The 19,443-nt window shown below is 63.8% G+C and carries 18 protein-coding genes; 8 read left to right on the top strand and 10 right to left on the bottom strand.

Annotation, left to right across the window (positions count from 1 at the left end; translation table 11 throughout):
- Positions 1-7: 7 nt before the first annotated feature.
- A complete protein-coding gene (locus PC358_RS01830; protein WP_033697104.1) occupies positions 8-1,312 on the bottom strand; it encodes an MFS transporter in 1,305 nt (434 codons plus the stop codon).
- A gap of 167 nt (positions 1,313-1,479) precedes the next feature.
- Here PC358_RS01830 and PC358_RS01825 point away from each other — a divergent pair, with 167 nt between their 5' ends.
- Positions 1,480-2,400 (top strand): LysR family transcriptional regulator, encoded by a 921-nt coding sequence (locus PC358_RS01825; RefSeq protein WP_033697102.1) that lies wholly within the window; start codon positions 1,480-1,482, stop codon positions 2,398-2,400.
- 76 nt (positions 2,401-2,476) lie between these two features.
- Here the strand turns inward: PC358_RS01825 and PC358_RS01820 are convergent, their stop codons facing one another.
- Entirely contained in the window at positions 2,477-2,722 is a 246-nt protein-coding gene (locus tag PC358_RS01820; RefSeq protein WP_033697101.1) for a type II toxin-antitoxin system Phd/YefM family antitoxin, read from the bottom strand.
- Between the two features lie 169 nt (positions 2,723-2,891).
- Between PC358_RS01820 and PC358_RS01815 the strand changes: the two genes are divergently transcribed.
- Entirely contained in the window at positions 2,892-3,434 is a 543-nt protein-coding gene (locus tag PC358_RS01815) for a WCX domain-containing protein (RefSeq protein ID WP_033699969.1), read from the top strand.
- A gap of 13 nt (positions 3,435-3,447) precedes the next feature.
- On the opposite strand, the gene PC358_RS01810 is transcribed toward PC358_RS01815, so the two are convergent.
- Positions 3,448-4,182, bottom strand: coding sequence for a hypothetical protein (locus tag PC358_RS01810; protein WP_033697100.1), 735 nt, complete (start codon positions 4,180-4,182; stop codon positions 3,448-3,450).
- A 201-nt stretch (positions 4,183-4,383) separates the two neighbouring features.
- Here PC358_RS01810 and PC358_RS01805 point away from each other — a divergent pair, with 201 nt between their 5' ends.
- Positions 4,384-5,007: a glutathione S-transferase family protein gene (locus tag PC358_RS01805; protein ID WP_033697098.1), complete on the top strand. Its 624-nt coding sequence runs from the start codon at positions 4,384-4,386 to the stop codon at positions 5,005-5,007.
- A 55-nt stretch (positions 5,008-5,062) separates the two neighbouring features.
- On the opposite strand, the gene PC358_RS01800 is transcribed toward PC358_RS01805, so the two are convergent.
- Both PC358_RS01800 and PC358_RS01795 read right to left on the bottom strand, forming a co-directional pair.
- Positions 5,063-5,827 carry a hypothetical protein gene (locus PC358_RS01800; RefSeq protein WP_033697097.1) on the bottom strand — a complete coding sequence of 255 codons (765 nt, stop codon included), beginning with the start codon at positions 5,825-5,827 and terminating at the stop codon, positions 5,063-5,065.
- Between the two features lie 187 nt (positions 5,828-6,014).
- Positions 6,015-7,190 (bottom strand): MFS transporter, encoded by a 1,176-nt coding sequence (locus tag PC358_RS01795; protein WP_033697095.1) that lies wholly within the window; start codon positions 7,188-7,190, stop codon positions 6,015-6,017.
- 94 nt (positions 7,191-7,284) lie between these two features.
- Between PC358_RS01795 and PC358_RS01790 the strand changes: the two genes are divergently transcribed.
- The 5 genes from PC358_RS01790 to PC358_RS01770 all read left to right on the top strand — a co-directional run bounded on the left by PC358_RS01790 (position 7,285) and on the right by PC358_RS01770 (position 13,317).
- Positions 7,285-8,214, top strand: coding sequence for a LysR family transcriptional regulator (locus PC358_RS01790; RefSeq protein WP_033699968.1), 930 nt, complete (start codon positions 7,285-7,287; stop codon positions 8,212-8,214).
- A gap of 114 nt (positions 8,215-8,328) precedes the next feature.
- A complete protein-coding gene (locus tag PC358_RS01785; RefSeq protein ID WP_033697094.1) occupies positions 8,329-9,060 on the top strand; it encodes an AraC family transcriptional regulator in 732 nt (243 codons plus the stop codon).
- Positions 9,061-9,306: 246 nt separating this feature from the next.
- Positions 9,307-10,662 carry an efflux transporter outer membrane subunit gene (locus PC358_RS01780; RefSeq protein WP_081874743.1) on the top strand — a complete coding sequence of 452 codons (1,356 nt, stop codon included), beginning with the start codon at positions 9,307-9,309 and terminating at the stop codon, positions 10,660-10,662.
- Positions 10,659-11,813 carry an HlyD family secretion protein gene (locus tag PC358_RS01775; protein ID WP_033697093.1) on the top strand — a complete coding sequence of 385 codons (1,155 nt, stop codon included), beginning with the start codon at positions 10,659-10,661 and terminating at the stop codon, positions 11,811-11,813. The genes PC358_RS01780 and PC358_RS01775 overlap by 4 nt, the downstream gene beginning before the upstream one ends.
- Complete coding sequence (locus tag PC358_RS01770) at positions 11,803-13,317, top strand: DHA2 family efflux MFS transporter permease subunit (RefSeq protein WP_033697092.1); 1,515 nt, start codon at positions 11,803-11,805, stop codon at positions 13,315-13,317. The genes PC358_RS01775 and PC358_RS01770 overlap by 11 nt, the downstream gene beginning before the upstream one ends.
- 61 nt (positions 13,318-13,378) lie before the next feature.
- Here PC358_RS01770 and adhP read toward each other — a convergent pair whose 3' ends face one another.
- The 5 genes from adhP to PC358_RS01740 all read right to left on the bottom strand — a co-directional run bounded on the left by adhP (position 13,379) and on the right by PC358_RS01740 (position 19,442).
- A complete protein-coding gene (adhP, locus tag PC358_RS01765; RefSeq protein ID WP_033697090.1) occupies positions 13,379-14,389 on the bottom strand; it encodes an alcohol dehydrogenase AdhP in 1,011 nt (336 codons plus the stop codon).
- 355 nt (positions 14,390-14,744) lie between these two features.
- Positions 14,745-15,740 carry a hypothetical protein gene (locus tag PC358_RS28350; protein ID WP_241380881.1) on the bottom strand — a complete coding sequence of 332 codons (996 nt, stop codon included), beginning with the start codon at positions 15,738-15,740 and terminating at the stop codon, positions 14,745-14,747.
- A gap of 3 nt (positions 15,741-15,743) precedes the next feature.
- Entirely contained in the window at positions 15,744-17,225 is a 1,482-nt protein-coding gene (locus PC358_RS01750; RefSeq protein WP_033697087.1) for a GIY-YIG nuclease family protein, read from the bottom strand.
- Between the two features lie 131 nt (positions 17,226-17,356).
- The gene (locus PC358_RS01745; protein WP_033697085.1) at positions 17,357-17,686 is read right to left on the bottom strand and encodes a hypothetical protein; all 330 of its coding nucleotides are present in this window, start codon (positions 17,684-17,686) and stop codon (positions 17,357-17,359) included.
- A gap of 85 nt (positions 17,687-17,771) precedes the next feature.
- The gene (locus tag PC358_RS01740) at positions 17,772-19,442 is read right to left on the bottom strand and encodes a hypothetical protein (RefSeq protein ID WP_033697082.1); all 1,671 of its coding nucleotides are present in this window, start codon (positions 19,440-19,442) and stop codon (positions 17,772-17,774) included.
- Position 19,443 lies beyond the last annotated feature (1 nt).

Raw genomic sequence — 19,443 nt, 5'->3', positions numbered from 1 at the left:
GGGTGGATCAGGCCATTTCCAGCTGCTGACTACGGGTGTACTGGCGCGCCAAGGCCAGCACGCAGAGCAGCGAAATGGAGGCGATCAAGGTGTAGAACACCGCCATCGGCCACCACTGGCCGCTGAAGGTGCGGGCCAGCCAGGTGCCGATCAGCGGCGTCAGGCCCCCGGCAATTGCACCGCAGATCTGGTAGGCCAGGGAGATCGCGGTGTAGCGCACGCGGGTTTCGAACATGCCGCTGACGTAACCGGCGATCACCGCATAGAACGACGCCATGCAGGCCGCCGCCAGGGCGATGCCAAGCACGATCAACGGGCCCTGGCCCGAGCTGACCAGCACGAACATCGGATACGGCGAGGCCATCGCCAGCAGTGCGACCAGGGCCAGGAAGCGGGTAGCGCCGACTTTCTCGGACAACCAGGCGGCCAGCGGTTGCAGGCAAAACTGGATGACCGCCACGAAGAACAGGCATTCAAGGATCAGCGAGCGATCCAGGTGCAACTGTTGGGTGGTGTAGCTGATCATGAAGGTGTTGGTGAAGTAGACCCCGGCAATGCCCAGGGTATTGGCACCGATGCACAGCAGCAGCGGGCGCCAGGCGGTGCGCAGCACTTCGAACACCGGCGCCTGCTCCTTGCGGTGGGCCTTTTCGGCCTGCTCGCGGCTGGCGATGAATTCCGGCGATTCGTTGACCCCGAGGCGGATGGCCAGGCCCACCAGCAGCAACAGTGCGCTGGCCAGGAACGGCACACGCCAGCCCCAGCTCATCAGTTGGTCTTCCGGCAGCCGGGTTACGGCGCCAAAGGCCAGCAGCGAGAGGATCAGGCCCGCCGGGCTACCCAGCTGGGCAAACGAGGCAAAGAAGTTGCGTCGACCCTTCGGCGCGTGCTCACCCGCCATCAGCACCGCCCCGCCCCACTCCCCGCCCACGGCGATGCCCTGGACGATACGCAGCACAATCAGCAGCACCGGCGCGGTGGCGCCGATCTGCGCGTAGGTCGGCAGCAGGCCGATGCAGACGGTGACGATGCCCATCATCAGCAAGGTGATGACCAGCGACTTCTTGCGCCCGATGCGGTCGCCCACATGGCCGAAGATGACGCCGCCCAGCGGGCGGGCAAAGAAACCGACGGCAAAGGTGCCAAAGGCGGCCATGGTGCTGAACAGGCTGTCGTCGGAGGGGAAGAACAACGCACCGAACACCAGTGCAGCGGCGGTGGCGTAGATGTAGAAGTCGTACCACTCGATCATGGTGCCGATGAACGCGGCGGCGGCGGCACGGCGCGGCTGGGGCGAAGCGGTGGGCTTCATGCTGGGCTCCTTTGCTTGTTTTTCTGGCAGGAGTTATCGGAAATCACGGGGCGCTCTGGTGGCGCCTGGTCGATGCATGGCTGCGATTTATCGTCCCAGGGCTATGATTAGTCAATTTTCTATTTATTATTCGCACTATTAGCCACGCTTATCATTCGAGCCCGACCATGCCTGACCGCCTGCTCAACGACCGCCTCGACTGGAACCTGCTGCGCACCTTCCGGGTCATCGGCCAGGAGCTGTCCATCAGCCGCGCCGCCGCCCGCCTGCACCTTACCCAGCCGGCGGTGAGTCAGGCGCTCAAACGCCTGGAGGAGCAGCTTGGCCGGCAACTCATCGCCCGCCGCGGGCCGCGCTTCGTGCTGACCGAAATGGGCGAGCAGATGTTCTTGCTGGCTGGCGAGGTGTACGGGCAGATGTCGCAGATCGGCGGGCTGCTGGAGCAACCGGCTGACGAACTGGTGGGCAAAGTGCGCCTGCTGATCATCAGCCGCATCGTCAGCGAGCGCTTTGACGACTTTCTCGCCGACTTCCACCGCCAGCACCCCCGGGTAGAGCTGGAAATCGACGTGATGCGCAGCTCCGACATTGTCGCCGCCTTGCAGGAGAAGACCGCCACCGCAGGCCTGAGCCTCAACCGAAGGCCTCAACCGCGGCTGGAGCAGCGGCTGTTTCTGCGCCAGCGCTATGCGTTTTTCTGCGGCAAGCACCATGCCTTGTTCGGCCAGCTTGAGGGCGACCTGCAGCGTGAGAACTTCGTCAGTTTTACCAGCGACCAGATTGGCGGGATGCTCTCGCCGCTGACCATCTTCCGTGACCAGCAAGGGTTTTCCGGACGCATCGTGGCGTCCTCGCCCAGCCTTGAAGAGGTGCGCCGCCTGGTGATTGCTGGGTTCGGCATCGGCTGCCTGCCAGAACATGTGGTGGCGCCGGATGTGGCCGCCGGGCTGTTATGGAAGCTGCCGCCGCAGGAGGGGATCGCGGATGTGGATATACACCTGTTGTGGAACAGGGAGCAGCGGCTGAGTCGGGCGGAAGAGGTGTTTATCCAGGCGTTGCAACAGTGTTTGGAGATAGGGCATCTGTAGATTTGGGTTGGTTGATCATCCGCGCACTATGAAGCTGTGCTTGCGACGAACCTTCCTCTACCGCTTTTTGGATGACTTATAGCTCATCCAAAGACACCGATACGCCTTTTTCACCCAGTCGAGACTTTGCCAGTTCGCTTAGCTCGATATCTTCGAGCCGCTCCATCATGGCTTCATAAAGCTCAGCCGGCACCATGTACCCCATCACCCGATTGTGATTGAGCACGGCGATGGGCATCCCTGCGGCACCGGACATGACCGCAGTGGGGTTCTTTTTCAGTTCCGACACGCTTACCGCTACATCGGCGAAGATATTCTGCATATTTATCGACCTCAATTAAGACCTATATTTTGGTCAATGGCTCGGGCAATGACAAGCTATGGCCTGCTAAAAGTTTGGATCCCATCCTCGGGCAAGGTATGCTCTGCGAGATAGCCAAATGCCACCACCCAGGAGCGCCAAGCGCCTGGCATTCATGGACGAGCCTCCTTTGCCCAGCCACCCTACCCGCCACACCATCGCCCGCCAGTGGCAGTTGCTCAAGCTACTGCCAGGCCGCCACCCCGGCATGAGCTCCACGCAGTTGCAGGCTGCTCTGTCATCCGTGGGCCACAGCACCAGCAAGCGCACCGTCGAGCGCGACCTGGTCGAGCTGTCGGCGCTGTTCCCACTGCATTGCAACAGCAAAGGCATGCCCTACGGCTGGTACTGGCAACCTGGCTTGAGCCTGGGCGAGGCGCGGCACCTGCAACCGGATGCCCTCAGCCCGGTACGCCAGGTCGTGCTACGTGCCTGGGTCGACGATGCACTTGCCCGTCGTCTTGAACACCAGCCGCTGTCCTCAGACATGCAACTCACCCCGCAGCAGGACGGCGGCGCCTCGCTGCAAGCGACCGTCGACGACGGCCGGGCGTTGATGGGCTGGTTGCTTTCACAGGCAGGGTCGATACGCGTGCAGGGCCCGCAAGCGCTGCGCGAGGCCTTGCTGGAACAAATGCGCCAGAGCCTGGCGCTGCACGATGACTGTCAGTGATTGGGCACGTACGTCAGGACGGCAACACCGGCATGCGGCGGCGTGACAGGCAGGCGTAGGCCAACGCCAGCACGCCGAACCCCAGCCCCCCCAACAGCACCATCAGCTCACGGCTGTAGCGCGCCACCAGCGCGGGAAAACCGCTGAACTCGCGGTACACCTGCACATCGGCCACGCCGTCGGCGTGACGGATGCTGACGCCGCCCTGGCGGATCTGCGAGTAGTCCGCATCGAAGTACACCCACACCTTGCAGGCGCCACCCGGCTCAATGGCCGGTATTTCGACCACGGGCGTGGCGGCCTCGATGATGGTGTCGTTACCCGCGGCATCGCGCACTTGCACCAGGCCCTTGGCCGGCAGGCGGATGGTTACCTGGCGCACCGGCGCATCACCCATGTTGCGCAGGTCGATGAGCAGACCGGTGCGGTGGTCCACCAACCCCGCCTCGAACGGCTTAGCGAACAGTTGGGCATAAGGCGCCTGGGCCAGTTCGATCAACCGGTCGACCTGCTCATGGCTCAACTCGCCCTGGCCGATACTGTTGATGCGCCCTTGCAACTGCTCGTACTTCAGTAGCTCGCTGGCCTTGCTGATCCGCTCGCTGAACTGGCTCGGGTAAGTGAGGTAGGCATAGGTCAGGGAGGCTTCCAGGCGAGGGCGGCCTTTGATCACCACATAGGCCACCAGTATGACCATCAGGCCAATCAGCAGCGCTACGAGGCATTTCCCGACTTTGTCCCAGCTCAACACAAACTTCCTTCTGTCGTGGTACTGACGATTCAAGCGGCCCAAGGGTGCCAATTTCGTGGCGCCCAGGCAAGCATTCAACGCCCCAGTAGTACGGGCAGTGACGCTACCAGCATAGGCCTGATCACCGTATTCGCTTTGTCCTTGACCATGGTCATGCCGTGAACGAGGATCAGGCTTCCACAGACAAGGACGCAAACCATGTTACGGATACTGGGCAGAGCTTCTTCCATCAATGTGCGAAAAGTCCTTTGGGCCTGTGCCGAGTTCGATATCCCCTTCGAGCGGGAAGACTGGGGTTCGGGCTTCCAACCCACCAACACGCCCGAATTTCTGGCACTGAACCCCAACGCCATGATCCCGGTGATCCAGGACGGCGATTTCACCCTATGGGAATCCAACACCATCATCCGCTACCTGGCAACGCGCCATGACCAGGGCGCCATCTACCCCACCGAGGCACAAGCGCGGGCGCGCATCGATCAATGGATCGACTGGCAAGCATCGGACCTCAACCGGTCGTGGAGCTACGCGTTCATGTCGCTGGTCAGGCACTCCCCTGCCCACCAGGACCCTCAAGCACTGGCCGCCGGTTGCGCAGAATGGGGCCGCCACATGCAGATTCTGGAGCGCCAGCTCGCCGCCACCGGCGCTTATGTGGCCGGTAGCCGGTTCACGCTGGCCGACATCCCTATCGGCCTGTCGGTCAACCGCTGGTTCGAGACCCCGTTCGAGCACCCTCACCTGCCGGCAGTCAGGGCCTACTACGAGCGGCTGAGCCAGCGCCGCGCGTTTTGCCTGCATGGCAGAAACGGCACGCCTTAAACACAGGCCTTTAACGCTGGGGCGGCCGGAGGCACTGACTGAAGCCGCCCCCTGCTCAGCGTGCCTCCAGCACCTTCGCCAATACGAAGGTCACCACCACTGCCAGCAACACGCCAATGGCGATCGACATGACCGCGCCCCACTGCAACAGCGTGTGTTGCAAGGTCAGGTAAAAGCCGACCACGCCCACGGCGCCAATGCCGTTGCCGCGTATGATCGCAGCCAGCTCCTGGCGCCCGCCCTGGACGTGGGCGAACACCGCCAGCGGCCAGGCGATGACTGGGACCGGCGCCAGCATCCCGCTGACCACAGGGCCGAGCAAGGTCGCGCTGGCCGTGATCACCAGCAGCAGCAAGGTGGCGGTCATCATGCGCATCGGGATGACCCAGCGAGGCGTCGGCACGTAGCGTGCGGCACTGGCGTCTGCCGGTTTGGCGGTGGCCACGACGATGACGATGACCAGTAGCAGCGTGGCAATGACCGACAACGCCACCCCGCCCAGGTGGCTGGTTGCCAACGCCGCCAACACAAAGAACGCCAGCGCTGCGATGCAGCCGACCAAGGCGCCTACACGTTGGGTCACCCCGTAGTAGAACAAGCAGGTTGCCTGCACGGCAGCCACCCCGGCCAATGCCCCTGGTACGGCCAATGAGGCGAACGCCTCGCCTTGTTCAAGGCTGAGAAACAGCATGACCAGCGCCGAGGTAACGGGTAGCCCTGAAAGCAGCCCGCCAATTTGCGTGCCCCAGCGTTTGCCAGCCAGCGAAATGGCCAGCATCAGGGTGGGGGTCATGAAGAGTTTGAGGTAGAAGACAGTCATGCAGAGGTTCAGGTCTGAGGCGGGGGATAGCGCATGCTAGCTGAAGCGCGCTCCGGGGCACAGTGACGATGGCCGTTGCGGGCAAGCGCCATCCGCCTATCCAGGTTCAGACCAGGGTTTGGAACGCCTGAGCTGCGCCCCAAATGATGGGCGGGTGTCCAACATCTGGGGCGCAATTCAGGCTGTGTTATACCAAGGCGGCCTTCGACGCTGCCACGCCCCGCGCGCGCCAGGCAAACGCCAGCACCATCAGCAACCCCAAACCCGCCATCAACGCACCTGCCAGGGAAATCGCCGGGTAACCCAGCCCCGCATTGATCACCGCCCCACCCAGCGCAGCGCCTATTGCGTTGCCAAGGTTGAACGCGCCGATATTCACCGCAGACGCCAGGTTAGGCGCGTCCTTGGCCGCTTCCATCACGCGCATCTGCAGCGGCGGCACCAAGGCAAAACTGGCCGCCCCCCACACCAGCACCGCCAGTGCCGTGGGCAGCGACCAGGGCATCAGCAGCGGAAACACCAGCAGCACAGCGATCAACACCGCCAGCGAGACGATCAGCGTACGATCGACCGAGCGGTCCGCCGCCTTGCCGCCCCACACGTTGCCCAAGGTCAGGCCGATACCGAACAACACCAGCATGACCGTGATGAACGTGGTGGAGGCCTGGGCCTCGCTGTGCAGAATGGGCGCAATGTAGGTGAACACGGTAAACATCGCGCTGGAGCCGACCACGGTCAGCGCCAATGCCGCCAGTACCGGCCCACGGCCGAGCACGCGGATTTCGGCCATTACCCCATCACTTTTGGGCAGCGGCACATTGGGCAGCGCGTACCACAGCACCGACATGGCCACCAAGCCCAGGCCCGCGATCCCCCAGAACGAAGTGCGCCACCCCAACAACTCACCGAACCAGGTCGCCAACGGCACACCGCCGATGGTCGCCAGCGTCAACCCCATGAACATCGCGGCCACGGCGCCTGCGCGTTTTTCCGGCGGCACCACACTGGCTGCCACGATCGAGCCGATACCAAAGAACGCGCCATGGTTGAGCGAGGTCACCACGCGGGCCACGAGCAGGCTGACGTAATCGCTCGCCAGCGCCGACATCAGGTTACCGAGGGTGAAAATGGCCATCAGCCCAATCAACAGGTAACGCCGCGGCACCTTGCCGGTGGCCAGGGTCATCAACGGGGCACCGATCAGCACCCCCACCGCGTAGGCGCTGACCAGCAGCCCGGCAGCAGGTATCGAGACCCCGAGGTCTGTGGCAATACTGGGCAACATGCCCATGGGGGCGAACTCGGTGACACCGATGCCAAAGGCACCGATGGCGAGTGCGACGAGGGGTGGATTGATGCGCATAACGGGCTCCTTATCTGTGCCGCAAATGCTACGATCCACTCCGTTAATGCACTAGACCGCATTTTTGCCAATCACCTTTGCGCGCGAGGCACAAATGGACTTCAACGGCAGGTCCGGCGAGATGGAAATTTTTGCCAAGGTCGCGCACGCGGGCAGCTTGTCTGCGGCGGCGCGGGCGCTGGGGCTGACGCCATCGGCGGTCAGCCGGATCATCGCGCGCACCGAACAGCGCCTGGGCACCCGCCTGCTGTTGCGCACCACACGGGCCATTTCGCTTACCCCGGAGGGCGAAGCCTACTTGCGTGGCGCCCGGCGCATCCTCGCCGACATGGATGAAGTCGAGGATGCCATCACCGACCAGGGCGTACCGCGCGGGCGCCTGCGGGTGAGCGCCGCGCTGGGGCATGCCCGGCTTACGGTAGTGCCCTTGCTGGCGCAGTTCAGCGCCCTGTACCCGCAGATACTGGTCGACCTGACGCTAGGCGACGAACTGGTCGACATTGCCGGCGGCCAGGCCGATGTCGCGCTGCGTTTCGGCCACCTGCCGGACAGTTCCCTGAGTGCCCGTTACATTGGCGACACCGGCCAGGTGATCGTTGCCTCGCCCGATTACCTGCAACGCTGCGGCACCCCGAACGAACCTGAAGACCTGGCCCGCCATAACTGTTTGCGCTTCAACTTCCGACGTGCCGAGCCCGACTGGCCGTTTCGCCGTGACGGGCAGGCGTTTGCCCTTAAAGTCAGCGGCAACCTGGAGTGCAGCAGCGGCGAGGCGCTGGCGCAATTGGCCAGGCTGGGGGCCGGCATCGCGCGCATCGGTACGTTCACGGTGGGCGATGACCTTGCCAGCGGACAACTGGTGCCGCTGCTGGAGGCCTACAACCCCGGCGACCGGGAGCCGATTCATGCGGTGTTCGTCGGCGGCCCGGCGATGCCGGCACGGGTTCGGGTGTTCGTGGACTTTCTGGTCGAGCATCATCAGGGTTGGCCGCTGCGCCACGCACCGCCAACATCGCAACCCTGAGCGCAATTAAAATGCATAACTCGCCCTCGCCCCTGCGCACTTAGCAACCACAGCCGATTGCCTTGCGATATTATTGGATCCAATCGCGCGCCACACAGGGCTGGGGAGATCGGCATGCAAGCTTTGGGAATGGACTATCGGCACGGTGAGGTGGTTGCCAGCCACTGCCACGCCGAGGATCAGCTGATCTATGCCGCCAACGGTGTGATGCGGGTGTGCAGCGATGGCGGTAACTGGGTGATCCCCCGTGGGCAGGCACTGTGGATACCTGCTGGGGTCGGCCACGAAATCCGCATGCAAGGTGAAGTGTCGATGCGCACCTTGTTGCTGGGTTCGCACGTCACGCGCTGCCATGTCATCGCCGTGTCCGGTTTGCTGCGCGAGCTGATCCTGGCGGGGTCACGGATGTTGCAGCGCGACGAGCCGCTGGGCGAGCACGCCCGGGCGCTGATCCAGCGTGAGCTGGAAACGGCCGAGCGCATCGATGCCTACGTGCCGGTGCCGCAGCATGCACGGCTGCGCGCCTGGTGCGAGGGCTTTCTCGAAGACCCGGCCCAGGACCTGACGCTGGAGCAGTGCGGCGCGCAACTGAACATGAGCGCGCGCACCCTGGCGCGGCTGTTCCAGCGTGAGGTGGGCATGTCGTATGGCGAGTGGCGAGCACGCACGCGCATGGTCCTCAGCCAGCAGTGCCTGGCCGATGGCAAGCCAATCCTGAACGTGGCACTGGACCACGGCTACCAGAGCGCCAGCGCCTTTGCCGCGATGTTCAAGCGCATCCTTGGCTACAACCCCAGCGACTGGCAGGTCAACGTGCTGGGCACGGGCGCCGCGCCAACGCCCTGAGCGCCGAGGCTGAGGTTGTCCCAGTTGCGCGCAGGGTTGTCCCGCTTGCGGCAGCGGGGCTACCCCAGCCCTCGTTAATCTGGCCTCACGACCCCTAATACGGCTTGCGTGATGCCAATTCGATCCCTTTCCAGCACCGCCAGGCGGGCTGCCGCCATCGGCGTGTTCAGCGTGCTGTCGGCGTGCACTGGGCACCCCACAGGCGCCCTCCCCCCAAACCTCTTCCAGGCATTGCCCGGGCTGCGCCTGCCTGCCGACGTCAGCGACCAGGCGCTGCCCGCGCGCTGGTGGGCGTTGTATCACGACCCGCAGCTCAACGCCTGGGTGCAGCAGGCCCTGGAGCACAACCAGGACCTGGCGCAGGCCGAAGCCAATGTGCAGGCCATGCTGGCCGGCATTGGCGAGTTCGACGCCAAGCGCTGGCCCAGCACTTCCCTCGGGTTTGCCGCGAGCTATGGCAAGAGCGCCGATGACCAGACCCTGGCCGAGGCCACCGACAGCCATGCGCCATCGCAATGGGCGTTCAACCCGGCCATCGAGCTGGCCTACCAGGTAGACGTCTGGGGCCAGGTGCGCGCGGCCATCGAACGGGCACGGGTACAGGCCGAGGCCAGCCGCGAGGCCTTGGAGCTGGTGCACCTGCAGGTGGTCAGCCAGACCACCCGCGCCTACATCGACCAATGCGTCTACGGCGCCCGCATCGCGGCAGCCAGCCAGTCCCTGGACACGTTGCAGCGCAGTGTGCAGCTCAGCGAGCGCCAGCGTCAGGCTGGCGTCGCCACCGAACTCGATGCTGTGCGCCTGGTGGGTTTACGCGAACAGGTACAGGCGCAACTGCCGATGCTGGAGGCACGCCGGCGCATGGCCCTGTACGAACTAAGCATGCTCAGTGGCCAGGAACCGGCGGCGCTGATCGACAACGGCGCCCCCTGCCAGACCATCCCGACCCTCGCCGCGCCGTTGCCTGCTGGCGACGCCTGGCGCCTGCTCGAACGCCGGCCAGACGTGCGCAAGGCCGAACGCGAGCTGCAGGCTGCCGCTTTGGAAGTCGACATCGTCAAGGCTGACCTGTATCCGAAGGTCAGCTTCGGCGCCTCGTTGACCTCGTCGGATCACCACCTGGCCAACCTGGGCGACAGCCGTGCGCTGATGTTTGCCATCGGCCCGTTGATTCGCTGGGAGTTCCCCAATATCAAGGCCAACCGCGCACGGGTGAGCAAGGCCCAGGCCTTGCAACAGGCGCAAATCGCTCATTACCGCGGGGTGGCGTTGGCGGCACTCAAGGATGTACGCCAGGCCCTGGCCCGTTTTGACGGTGAACGGCAACGTACCCAGGCCCTGGCAGCAGCCCTGGTGCAGGGCCAACGCGGCTTTGCCCTGGCGCAAAGCAGCTACCGCGCCGGCACCCTCGACGCACTGGCGCTGCTGGACAGCGAGCGCGACCTGATCGCAGTCAGGGCCAGCCATGTCGAGGCCCAAGGCCGCCTGGCACGTGCCCAGATCAACCTGTTCCGCGCCCTGGGCGGGCGCTGGCAATCATCACCGGCACCGGCCCCAAGCCGGGTGCGTCGCTCCACTCCCGCTACTGGAAGCCAATCATGAATGTTGCCGTTACAAAGAACACGCTGGCGGGTGACCAGCCCCAGGCGGCTGTCACTGCCCGCAGGCCCCGTCGCCGCCTGGCACTGTACGCCGGTGGTGGCCTGACGCTGCTGGCAGCGCTGGCCTTCGGCGGGTACTGGTTCACTACCGGGCGCTACCTGGAGACCACCGATGATGCCTATGTACGCGCCGACTGGGTGGCCCTGAGCGCGCGCGTGGCCGGCTATGTGGCCAAGGTTGAAGTGGAGGACGACCAGCCCGTCAAGGCAGGCGATGTGCTGGTGCGCCTGCACAACCGCGACTACCGTGCACGCCTCGACCAGGCCACTGCCGGGGTGGCCGAAGCACAGGCCGCGCTGGCGGCGGCGCAGGCCAGCCAGCAAGTGGCTGGCGAGCGTATCAACCAGCAACAGCAGGCCATCTTCCAGGCCGAATCGGCCGTGCACAGTGCCAGCGCCGAGCGCCAGCGCAGCGAGCTGGACATGCAGCGCTACCGTGGCCTGGTGCGTGACAACGCAGCCACCGTGCAGCGCCTGGAAGCGGCCAATGCCAGTGCCGTACAAGCGGGTGCCGCGCTGCAGGGCGCGCAGGCACGCTTACGAGAACAGCGTTCGCAACTGACGATGGCCAAGGCCCTGGCGCTGGCGGCCGATGCCGACATCAAGCAACGCACGGCGGCCTTGAGCCGTGCCCAGGCCCGCCAGGCGCTGGCCGAACAGGATGAACAGGACACCGTCATCCGCGCGCCCATCGATGGCGTAGTCGGTCAGCGCCGCGTTCGCGCCGGGCAGTATGTGGTGCCAGGCCAGCCGTTGCTGGCGGTGGTGCCGTTGCAGCAGACTTACGTGGTCGCCAACTACAAGGAAACCCAGCTGGCCCACATGCGCCCGGGGCAACCGGTGCAGGTGCGTATCGACAGCTTCGCCAGCCAGCCTGTGCAAGGCCGCGTGGCGAGCTTCTCGCCGGCGTCCGGCAATGTTTTTGCGCTGCTGCCTTCGGACAACGCCACCGGCAACTTCACCAAGATCGTCCAGCGTTTTCCGGTGCGCATCGTGCTCGACCAACCCGTAGACGGCGTGCAGATACTGCCCGGCATGTCGGTGGTGACCACGGTCGACACGCGCCCCGTGGAGCCGGCCGATGAGCACTGAGCAAAGGGTACCGTTGCGGGCCTGGGTGGCGGTGTTCGGCGGCTTGCTTGGGTGCTTCATGGCCGGCATGAACGTGCACGTCACCAGCGCGGCGCTGCCTGAAATCCGCGGTTCGCTGGGTGCCAGCTTCGAAGAGGGCTCGTGGATTTCCACCGCGTACCTGGTGGCAGAGATTGTCATGATTCCGCTGACGGCCTGGCTGGTCGAGGTGTTTTCCATGCGCCGGGTGATGTGGACGGGGTCGTTCATCTTCCTACTGGCATCGATCGCCTGCTCGTGGGCGCCCAATCTGGAGGCAATGATCACCCTCAGGGTGATCCAGGGCGCAGCCGGCGCAGTGCTCATCCCCCTCTCCTTTCAGTTGATCATCACCGAACTGCCCGCCAGCAAGATGGCCATGGGCATGGCGCTGTTCAGCCTGGCCAACAGCGTGGCCCAGGCGGCGGGGCCTTCCATTGGCGGCTGGTTGACCGATGTCTATTCGTGGCGCTGGATTTTCTACCTGCAGCTGTTTCCCGGCGTCGCACTGCTGCTCGCCATCGCCTGGTCGATCGAAGCCAAACCCATGCAACTGGCCCTGTTGCGTCGGGGCGACTGGGTGGGCATAGCGGCCATGGTCCTGGGCTTGGGCGGCTTGCAGATCGTGCTGGAGGAAGGCGGCCGGCTGGACTGGTTCGGCTCGACGTACATCGTCGGCATGTCGATCATCGCAGGCTTGGCGTTGGCGGTATTCGTGTTCACCCAGTTGTACGGCCAGCGCGCATTCATCAACTTACGCTTGCTGGGGCGCTACAACTTCGGGGTCGCCAGCATCGCCATGTTCATCTTTGGCGCCGCCACCTTTGGCCTGGTGTTCCTGGTGCCCAACTACCTCTCCCAGCTGCAGGGCTACAGCGCCCGGGATGTGGGGGTCGCGTTGATCGCTTATGGCGTGGTGCAACTGCTGCTGGCGCCGTTGATGCCAAAATTGATGGCCTGGACCAGCGCCAAGTTCATGGTGGCCAGTGGTTTTCTGATCATGGCTGCAGGCTGCTGGCTGGGCGCGAGCCTGAACATCGACAGCGCCGATAACGTCATCATCCCGTCCACGGTGGTGCGCGGCATTGGCCAGCCGTTCATCATGGTCGCGCTGTCGGTACTGGCGGTGGCAGGGTTGGAAAAACGTGAAGCGGGCTCGGCCTCGGCGGTGTTTTCGATGCTGCGCAACCTGGGTGGCGCCATCGGCACCGCCACGCTGACGCAGATCGTGGCAACACGCGAGCGCTATCACAGTGAGCGCATTCACGAACATGTCACGGTGTTCGCACCCAGTGTGCAGGAGCGCATCAGCCAGACCGTGCAGAGCTGGCTGCCGGCCCAGCAACAGGCGCTGGAAGGGTTGGCCGCGACCATCAGGCGCGAGGCTTACTTGATGGCCTACAGTGATGCCTTCTACCTGGCGTGCCTGGCATTGATCGGCTGCGCAGTAGCGGCACTGTTACTGCGCTCCCGGCAACCGGCATGAGCATGTTTGTAACCCGCTGCGCACGTGTAAAAACGGCCCGCGAACGCGGGCCGGCTTTGGGCTAATCGGCGAAGTGGATCACCATGCGGCCTTTGATCTTGCCTTCCTGCATCTCTTCGAAAATGTCATTGATGTCTTCGATCGGGCGCAGCGTTACCTTCGGCACCACCTTGCCTTGCGCGGCAAATTCGAAGGCTTCTTGCAGGTCCTGACGGGTACCGACCAGCGAACCCACCACCTCGATACCGTCGAGCACAAGGCGTGGAATGTCCAGGCTCATGGCTTCAGGTGGCAGCCCAACCGCGACCAGCCGACCGCCAGCACGCAGCGCATCGACCGCCGAGTTGAAGGCGCTTTTGGCCACGGCCGTGACCACCGCCGCATGGGCGCCGCCGGTCTTGGCCTGGATGACTTTGGCTGCGTCCTCATCGCGCGGGTTGACCACCAGGTCGGCGCCCATTTCGCGGGCGAAGGCCAGTTGTTCATCATTGACGTCGATGGCGATGACCCGGGCATTGAAGACGTTCTTGGCGTACTGCAGGGCGAGGTTGCCCAGGCCACCGAGGCCGTAGATGGCAAGCCATTGCCCAGGGCGGATATTCGACGACTTCACCGCCTTGTAGGTGGTCACACCGGCGCAGGTGATGCTGCTGGCGGCCGCCGAGTCCAGCCCGTCCGGCACTTTTACCGCATAGTCCGCCACCACGATGCACGCCTCGGCCATGCCGCCATCGACCGTGTAACCGGAGTTCTTCACCGCGCGGCACAGTGTCTCGTTGCCGCTGTTGCAGTATTCGCAATGCCCGCAGCCCTGGAAGAACCAAGCAACGCTGGCCCGGTCACCTGGCTTGAGCGAGGTCACACCCGGCCCCACTTCCACGACCACGCCAATCCCTTCGTGGCCCAGGATCACACCGGTCTTGTCGCCGAAATCGCCATTCTTGACATGCAGGTCGGTATGGCAAACGCCACAACACTGCATCTTCAGCAACGCTTCCCCGTGCGCCAGCGGCCGCAGTGTTTTTTCCACCACGTCCACGCGACGCCCTTTGGCAACAACAGCAGCTTTCATAAATACCTCCGTGTCTGGCTGAGTGAGCTTGAGAGAGTGCCCGGGTCAGCATAGTGGCGGATTGATGAAGAGGCGTTGCTGCAGGTCAGGTTTTGAACAGTGGGTCAAGGAAGGCCGCGCGGTAGGTTACTTCACGGAATGTCAGGAAGTTGGGCTGCTATGTGCTAGTCGGGAGATAGGGTGATGGCGGCTAGGTGCCTGTCGTGGGATTGGAGGTGGGGCGGCGCTCGATCTGATAGGCGCTGTAAATGCCAAGCCAGGCACCTGGTGGCCCCAAATGCCGCAACGCGGCAGCAGAGCCTGAATTCGAGGCGTCTTTGACACTATTTGATATCGGATACAGGAGCGCTTCGCCTCACCCCCGCAGATTCAGCCCCAAGGCAAACACCGCCGCAGCCAGTGCAACCAGCGACACGGCATTGCGGCCTAGGTAGGCAACCCAACCCGGTGCGGCCAGTTGCGCCAGCTGGGCCTGGCATTGGCGCTGGTTGTCCAGCAGCGTGGCCAGCTGCGCCTCCATGCGGTCCACGCGTTGGGCCTGGGTGCTGGTGGCCAGGGCGAGTTTCTTCAATGCCGTGGTCACGGTGGTCGACAGGCTTTCCCGGGCCAGGTTGCTGGCGTTCAGGTTTTTCTTCAGCTCCTCAAGTTGCCCTTCCTGGGCGGCGATCTTGTGCTGATGGTGCTCCAGGTTCTTCCTGATCACGGCCTCTTTCTGCACCCGGGCCAGGGTGCTGGTCACCAGCTTCTGGTGTTGCGCATCGATCTTGGCATCCAGGGCCGTCAGTTCGGTCTCCTGCTTGCCTTGGGCCCAGGCCAGCCGCTCCACCTCCTGGGTGCAATAGGCGTAGCCATCGGCCATCGCCAGCAGGTCGTCGATCTGCTGCTTGAATTCGCACAGCACCACCAGGGCCCCTTCCTGGTTGCCCTCCAGCGTCACCGCGTCGGCCTGCAGGCGTTCGATCTCACGCACCAGGGCGTCATTGAAGCCGCGCAGTACCTTGTTGTTGGCCGTGTGCAACTGGGTCAACAACTGCACCACGCTCTGGGTCACGGCCAGGCTCTCACCCACCTGCCTGACCATGTCGGCCAGGTCTTTGTCGTTTTTGCCCGTCAGGCCGCCCCAGAACGAATCCCAGGTGCCTTGCTGCTTGAACGCCTCGAGCTGCTCGCGCGCCCCCTTGTTGTTGACGATGGCCTCGTGCAGCTTGCGCAGCCCGTGCTCGAAGTCCTTGAGCTGGTCGTGCTCCTCGCGGGGCGCCGGCAGCGACGCAGGGGCGGGTACGGGCAGCGACTCGGCCAGCCTGACTTGGCCAAAGAGCTTGGCGGCGAGGTCGGTTGTAGTGTTGAACACCTGTCAGGACTCCTGGGTAATACGGTTTTTGTTCGATTGCAGCAGTGCCGAGTAGTCGATCGCCCGCACTGCCCGATGCTGCGCCAGGCGCTCGCGGTGGGCGCCGGCCTCACGGGCCAGGGGGTCGACCGACTGGGCGTATTCCATCAGGCCCTCGGCCATCAGCCATTCGTTCTCTTGTACCTGGATCAGTTGCAACGCCGCCGCGCGCTTGGCCTCCAGCGCTTCGTGCCAGCCGCTCTTGAAGTCCACCAGGAAGGCCACGATGGGTGGCACGACCTTTTGCAGGTGGTAACTGCACAGCCCGAAACCGATGGCCGCGATCACGCAGGAAATGTACGGCGCAGCCACGCCAACCAAGGGCAGCAACTGCGCCTCGATGACCGGCTCGATGCCGTCCCAGAAAATCAGCGTGCCACTGACCACCACGGTTTCGACGATCTTCTGGATGAGCTCTTCCCTTGGCATGGACTGGGCCCCCTTGTAGAGCTGCCAGGCGCCATGGGCGAGGTCGAACAGGTTGCGGCTCAGGTTGTAGACCTGGCGGACCGCCTTGGACAGGGCGTTGACGATGAACTCGACCACGCCGTTGAGCAGCTTCAGGGGCGCGGCGACGATACGCTCGACCACGGCCCAGATCTTCTGCAGAAAGCGCTCGACTCGGGCCTTGAGGCGCGCAGTGCCGCCCATGAACAGGTCGACCAGTTCATCCTTGATGGCGATGATCGCGGCAGCGGTCAGTTGCTCGAATACCTGCCACCCCGAGTTTTTCAGCGCCTCCTTGCCAGCGCCCATGGCCACCTCGCCGGCACTGCCCATCGCGTCCTTCATTTTCTTGGCTTCGATGTTGCTGCGGATGCCCTGCTCTTCCTTCAGCTCTTGCTTGCGGTTGACCGGCGGCTTTTCGTTCTTGATCAGGAAGGCTTCCAGGGCGGCGGCGGTTTCGGCCGAATCCATGACCACGAACTTGACGGTGCACCCGCCCTCAAGCTGGTCCGCCAGCTTGTAGGGCTTGCGGGTTTCGCTGTTGGCCCGGCCGCGGTATTCGTTCATGTGCCCGTCCTGCCAGCGCTGACGCATGTTGGTGCTGTCACCGATGTAGGCCAGCTGGCCGCTGGCGTCGTACACCACGTACACGCCGGGCTTGTCGGGCAAGTCGTTGAGGCTGGAGGCGTCGTTGGCGCTTACCGAGAGCGCGCCGTCGAATTGCAGCGTGGCCAGCGAACCGATACCGGCCGACAGGCTTTTGAAGAGGATTTCTTTCCAGGCGACACCCCGGTTGGCAACCTGCATGGCGCTTTGCGCCGAGGTGGCAGCGAGGGTGTCCTTGCCGGCCTGTAGCGGGTCCGGTGACTTGGCGTTGGGCTGGGAATTCTTTTTGTTGCGAAAACCGGCCACGAGCTTGCGGTTGGTGTTCTCGATCGCACGGTCGACAATCAGGTTGGCGAGCGGCGACAGCGTCCTGTGTTGGTATGGCTGGTTCATCATCCCTATCCGGATAGCTCGATCATGGGCGGAAAGCTATCAAAATGACATCATCGGATCCACTGCCGGGATGCTTGAAATGTGGAAAACTGGCGTTTTGGAGCTGCATGGCAGCCCCAAGACGCGGGCGATCAATCCACCCGCACGAACACCTGCTTGGCCATGTTGTTGCCGCCAATCGACTCCAGCCGCTTGCCGCCGTCCAGCACGCGCACGTTGATCAGCGCAACGCCGTTGGCATCACGGGCCACGACCACATCGTCCTTGCGCTCCCACTCGTCGACCTTGATCTTGTTGCCCGCAGAGACGATGTAGTCACTGGAGAACTCGACAGTCTGCTTGCCAGCGCTGAAGCCCATCACGGTGGTCTCGGCCTCGTAGGTGCCATCCAGCGCATCGTTGCCGCAGCCAGCCAGTACACAGAATGGCAATGCTGCCAGCACGTATTTGAAGCGACGCATAGGTATTCCTTGTCAGTCATTCATCTAAAGAGGCGGCGGCACGCCTCGCGCCCTAGGCGAAAGCCGGGTGCCGCCAGAACGGCAATCAACCCTTGGCGGTACCCACCAGGGAGTCGATCAACATCGCCGAGGCGGTATCGCCGTTTTCCAGCACCAGCTGGCGAATGGACTTGCCGAACCCTGCCAGCGGCGTGTCGAAGGTGAAGTCGGACTTGCCCTGGTAGCTGGCAGCGAAGCGAATCACGTTGTCCGACCAGCTCACGCGGTGCCCGCCTGCAGCCAGGTTGTAACCGTCGAAGAAGGCTGCGGCCACGGGCGTGGTGCCATCGACATCCGCCGCATTCAAGTTCGCGCCAGCCGCGATCAACGCCTCGGCGTAGCTATGGTCGCGCTGGGCCATGCAGGCGTGCAGGGCCGTCTCGCCACCGTAGGCCTTGGCGTTCACGTCACTGCCCTTGAGCAGTGCCTGGAACAGCGCTTCAGGTTGCTGACCCGCGCCACGGCGACGTTGCAGCTCGCCGGCTTTTTTGCAGAAGGTCGACAGCGCGGTGTCGCCATAGACGTTGTGGGCCTTGAGGTCTTCCTTGCCGGCCAGGGTGATCATGTGGGCGAAGCTGCAGCTGTTGTAGTCGCTACCTGCCAGGCAGTCGATCAGGCGAGTGTTGCCGTTGACATCCCGGCCCATCGGGTCGGCGCCAATCGATACCAGGTAGTCATAGGCGTTGTCGGCGGCGCCGACGATCAGCGGCTTGTTCTCATGATGGATACGTTGGTTGACGTTGATGCCGGAGCTTTTGAGCAGGTAGGCAAAGGCGTCCAGGTCCTTGATCTCTTTCGCCCAGTCCGAATTGCGCGCCTGGCCTTGTGCGGCATCCCATACGCGCATGGCCATGGGCGAGGTGTCTGGCGGGCTGTCGATATCACGCACCTGGGCATACCCAGGCTGATAACTGACCCACACGCCCACTTGCTTGTCGTCCTTGTAGCTGCCCTTCTCCGCCACCGTGCCGGCCGGCCAGCCGCGGACAAAGTACATCTCGGACAGGCCGTTCCTGTTGCCTGCGCTGTAGGTGACCTTGCTGGCCGGTACCGACGTGCCATCGGTGAACGCCGTCCAGGTCTCACGCACGCCTTCGAGCTCGCCGGCCTTGTAGGTGGCGCGGTCTTTCAGGTTGCCCTTGTAGTCATAGTGCTCCACCGGGCCATCGAGTTTGCCGGTACCGTCACTGGCAAAGGTTTCCAGCAGGGTGAGCTTCTGCTCGCCGTCGATGACCCGCCACTCGCGCTGGGTGCCCACACGGATGGAGGGCTTGCGGAAATCAACGGTCGGAAGCACCGTGCTGTCAGCGACCTGCAGGCCGGTGGCGCAGTCGTAGCTTTGCTCGCTGCGGCGGCCGCCTTCGAGGGTCAGAACGTTTTCCAGATGGTCGGCGAATTCACCCTTGCACCAGGTTTTCTTGGGGCCGACGAAGGCACCGTCCTGCAACTGGCCTTCGACCAGCAGCTTGCCATCCTGGTCGAACTCCTTCCATTCCCCGACCGCCTTGCCGTCTTCCACCTTGAACGACTGCAGTACCCGGTCACCTACCTTGTGCACCACGGTGCCATTGAGCCGCTCGCCGGACTTGCGCTCCAGGTACAGCGCATGTGGCGAACCGACAGTGCCGGTGTAGCTGGTGACTTCGTCGAAGTTGTATTCGGAGTTGCAGCCTGCCAAGGCGGACGCCAGGGCACAGAGAACGAAACGCTTTTTCATG

This window comes from Pseudomonas capeferrum, from assembly GCF_000731675.1.
GTDB lineage: Bacteria > Pseudomonadota > Gammaproteobacteria > Pseudomonadales > Pseudomonadaceae > Aquipseudomonas > Aquipseudomonas capeferrum.
The sequence above is the reverse complement of the archived record's forward strand: the minus strand, read 5'-3'. Positions and strand labels throughout refer to the sequence as shown.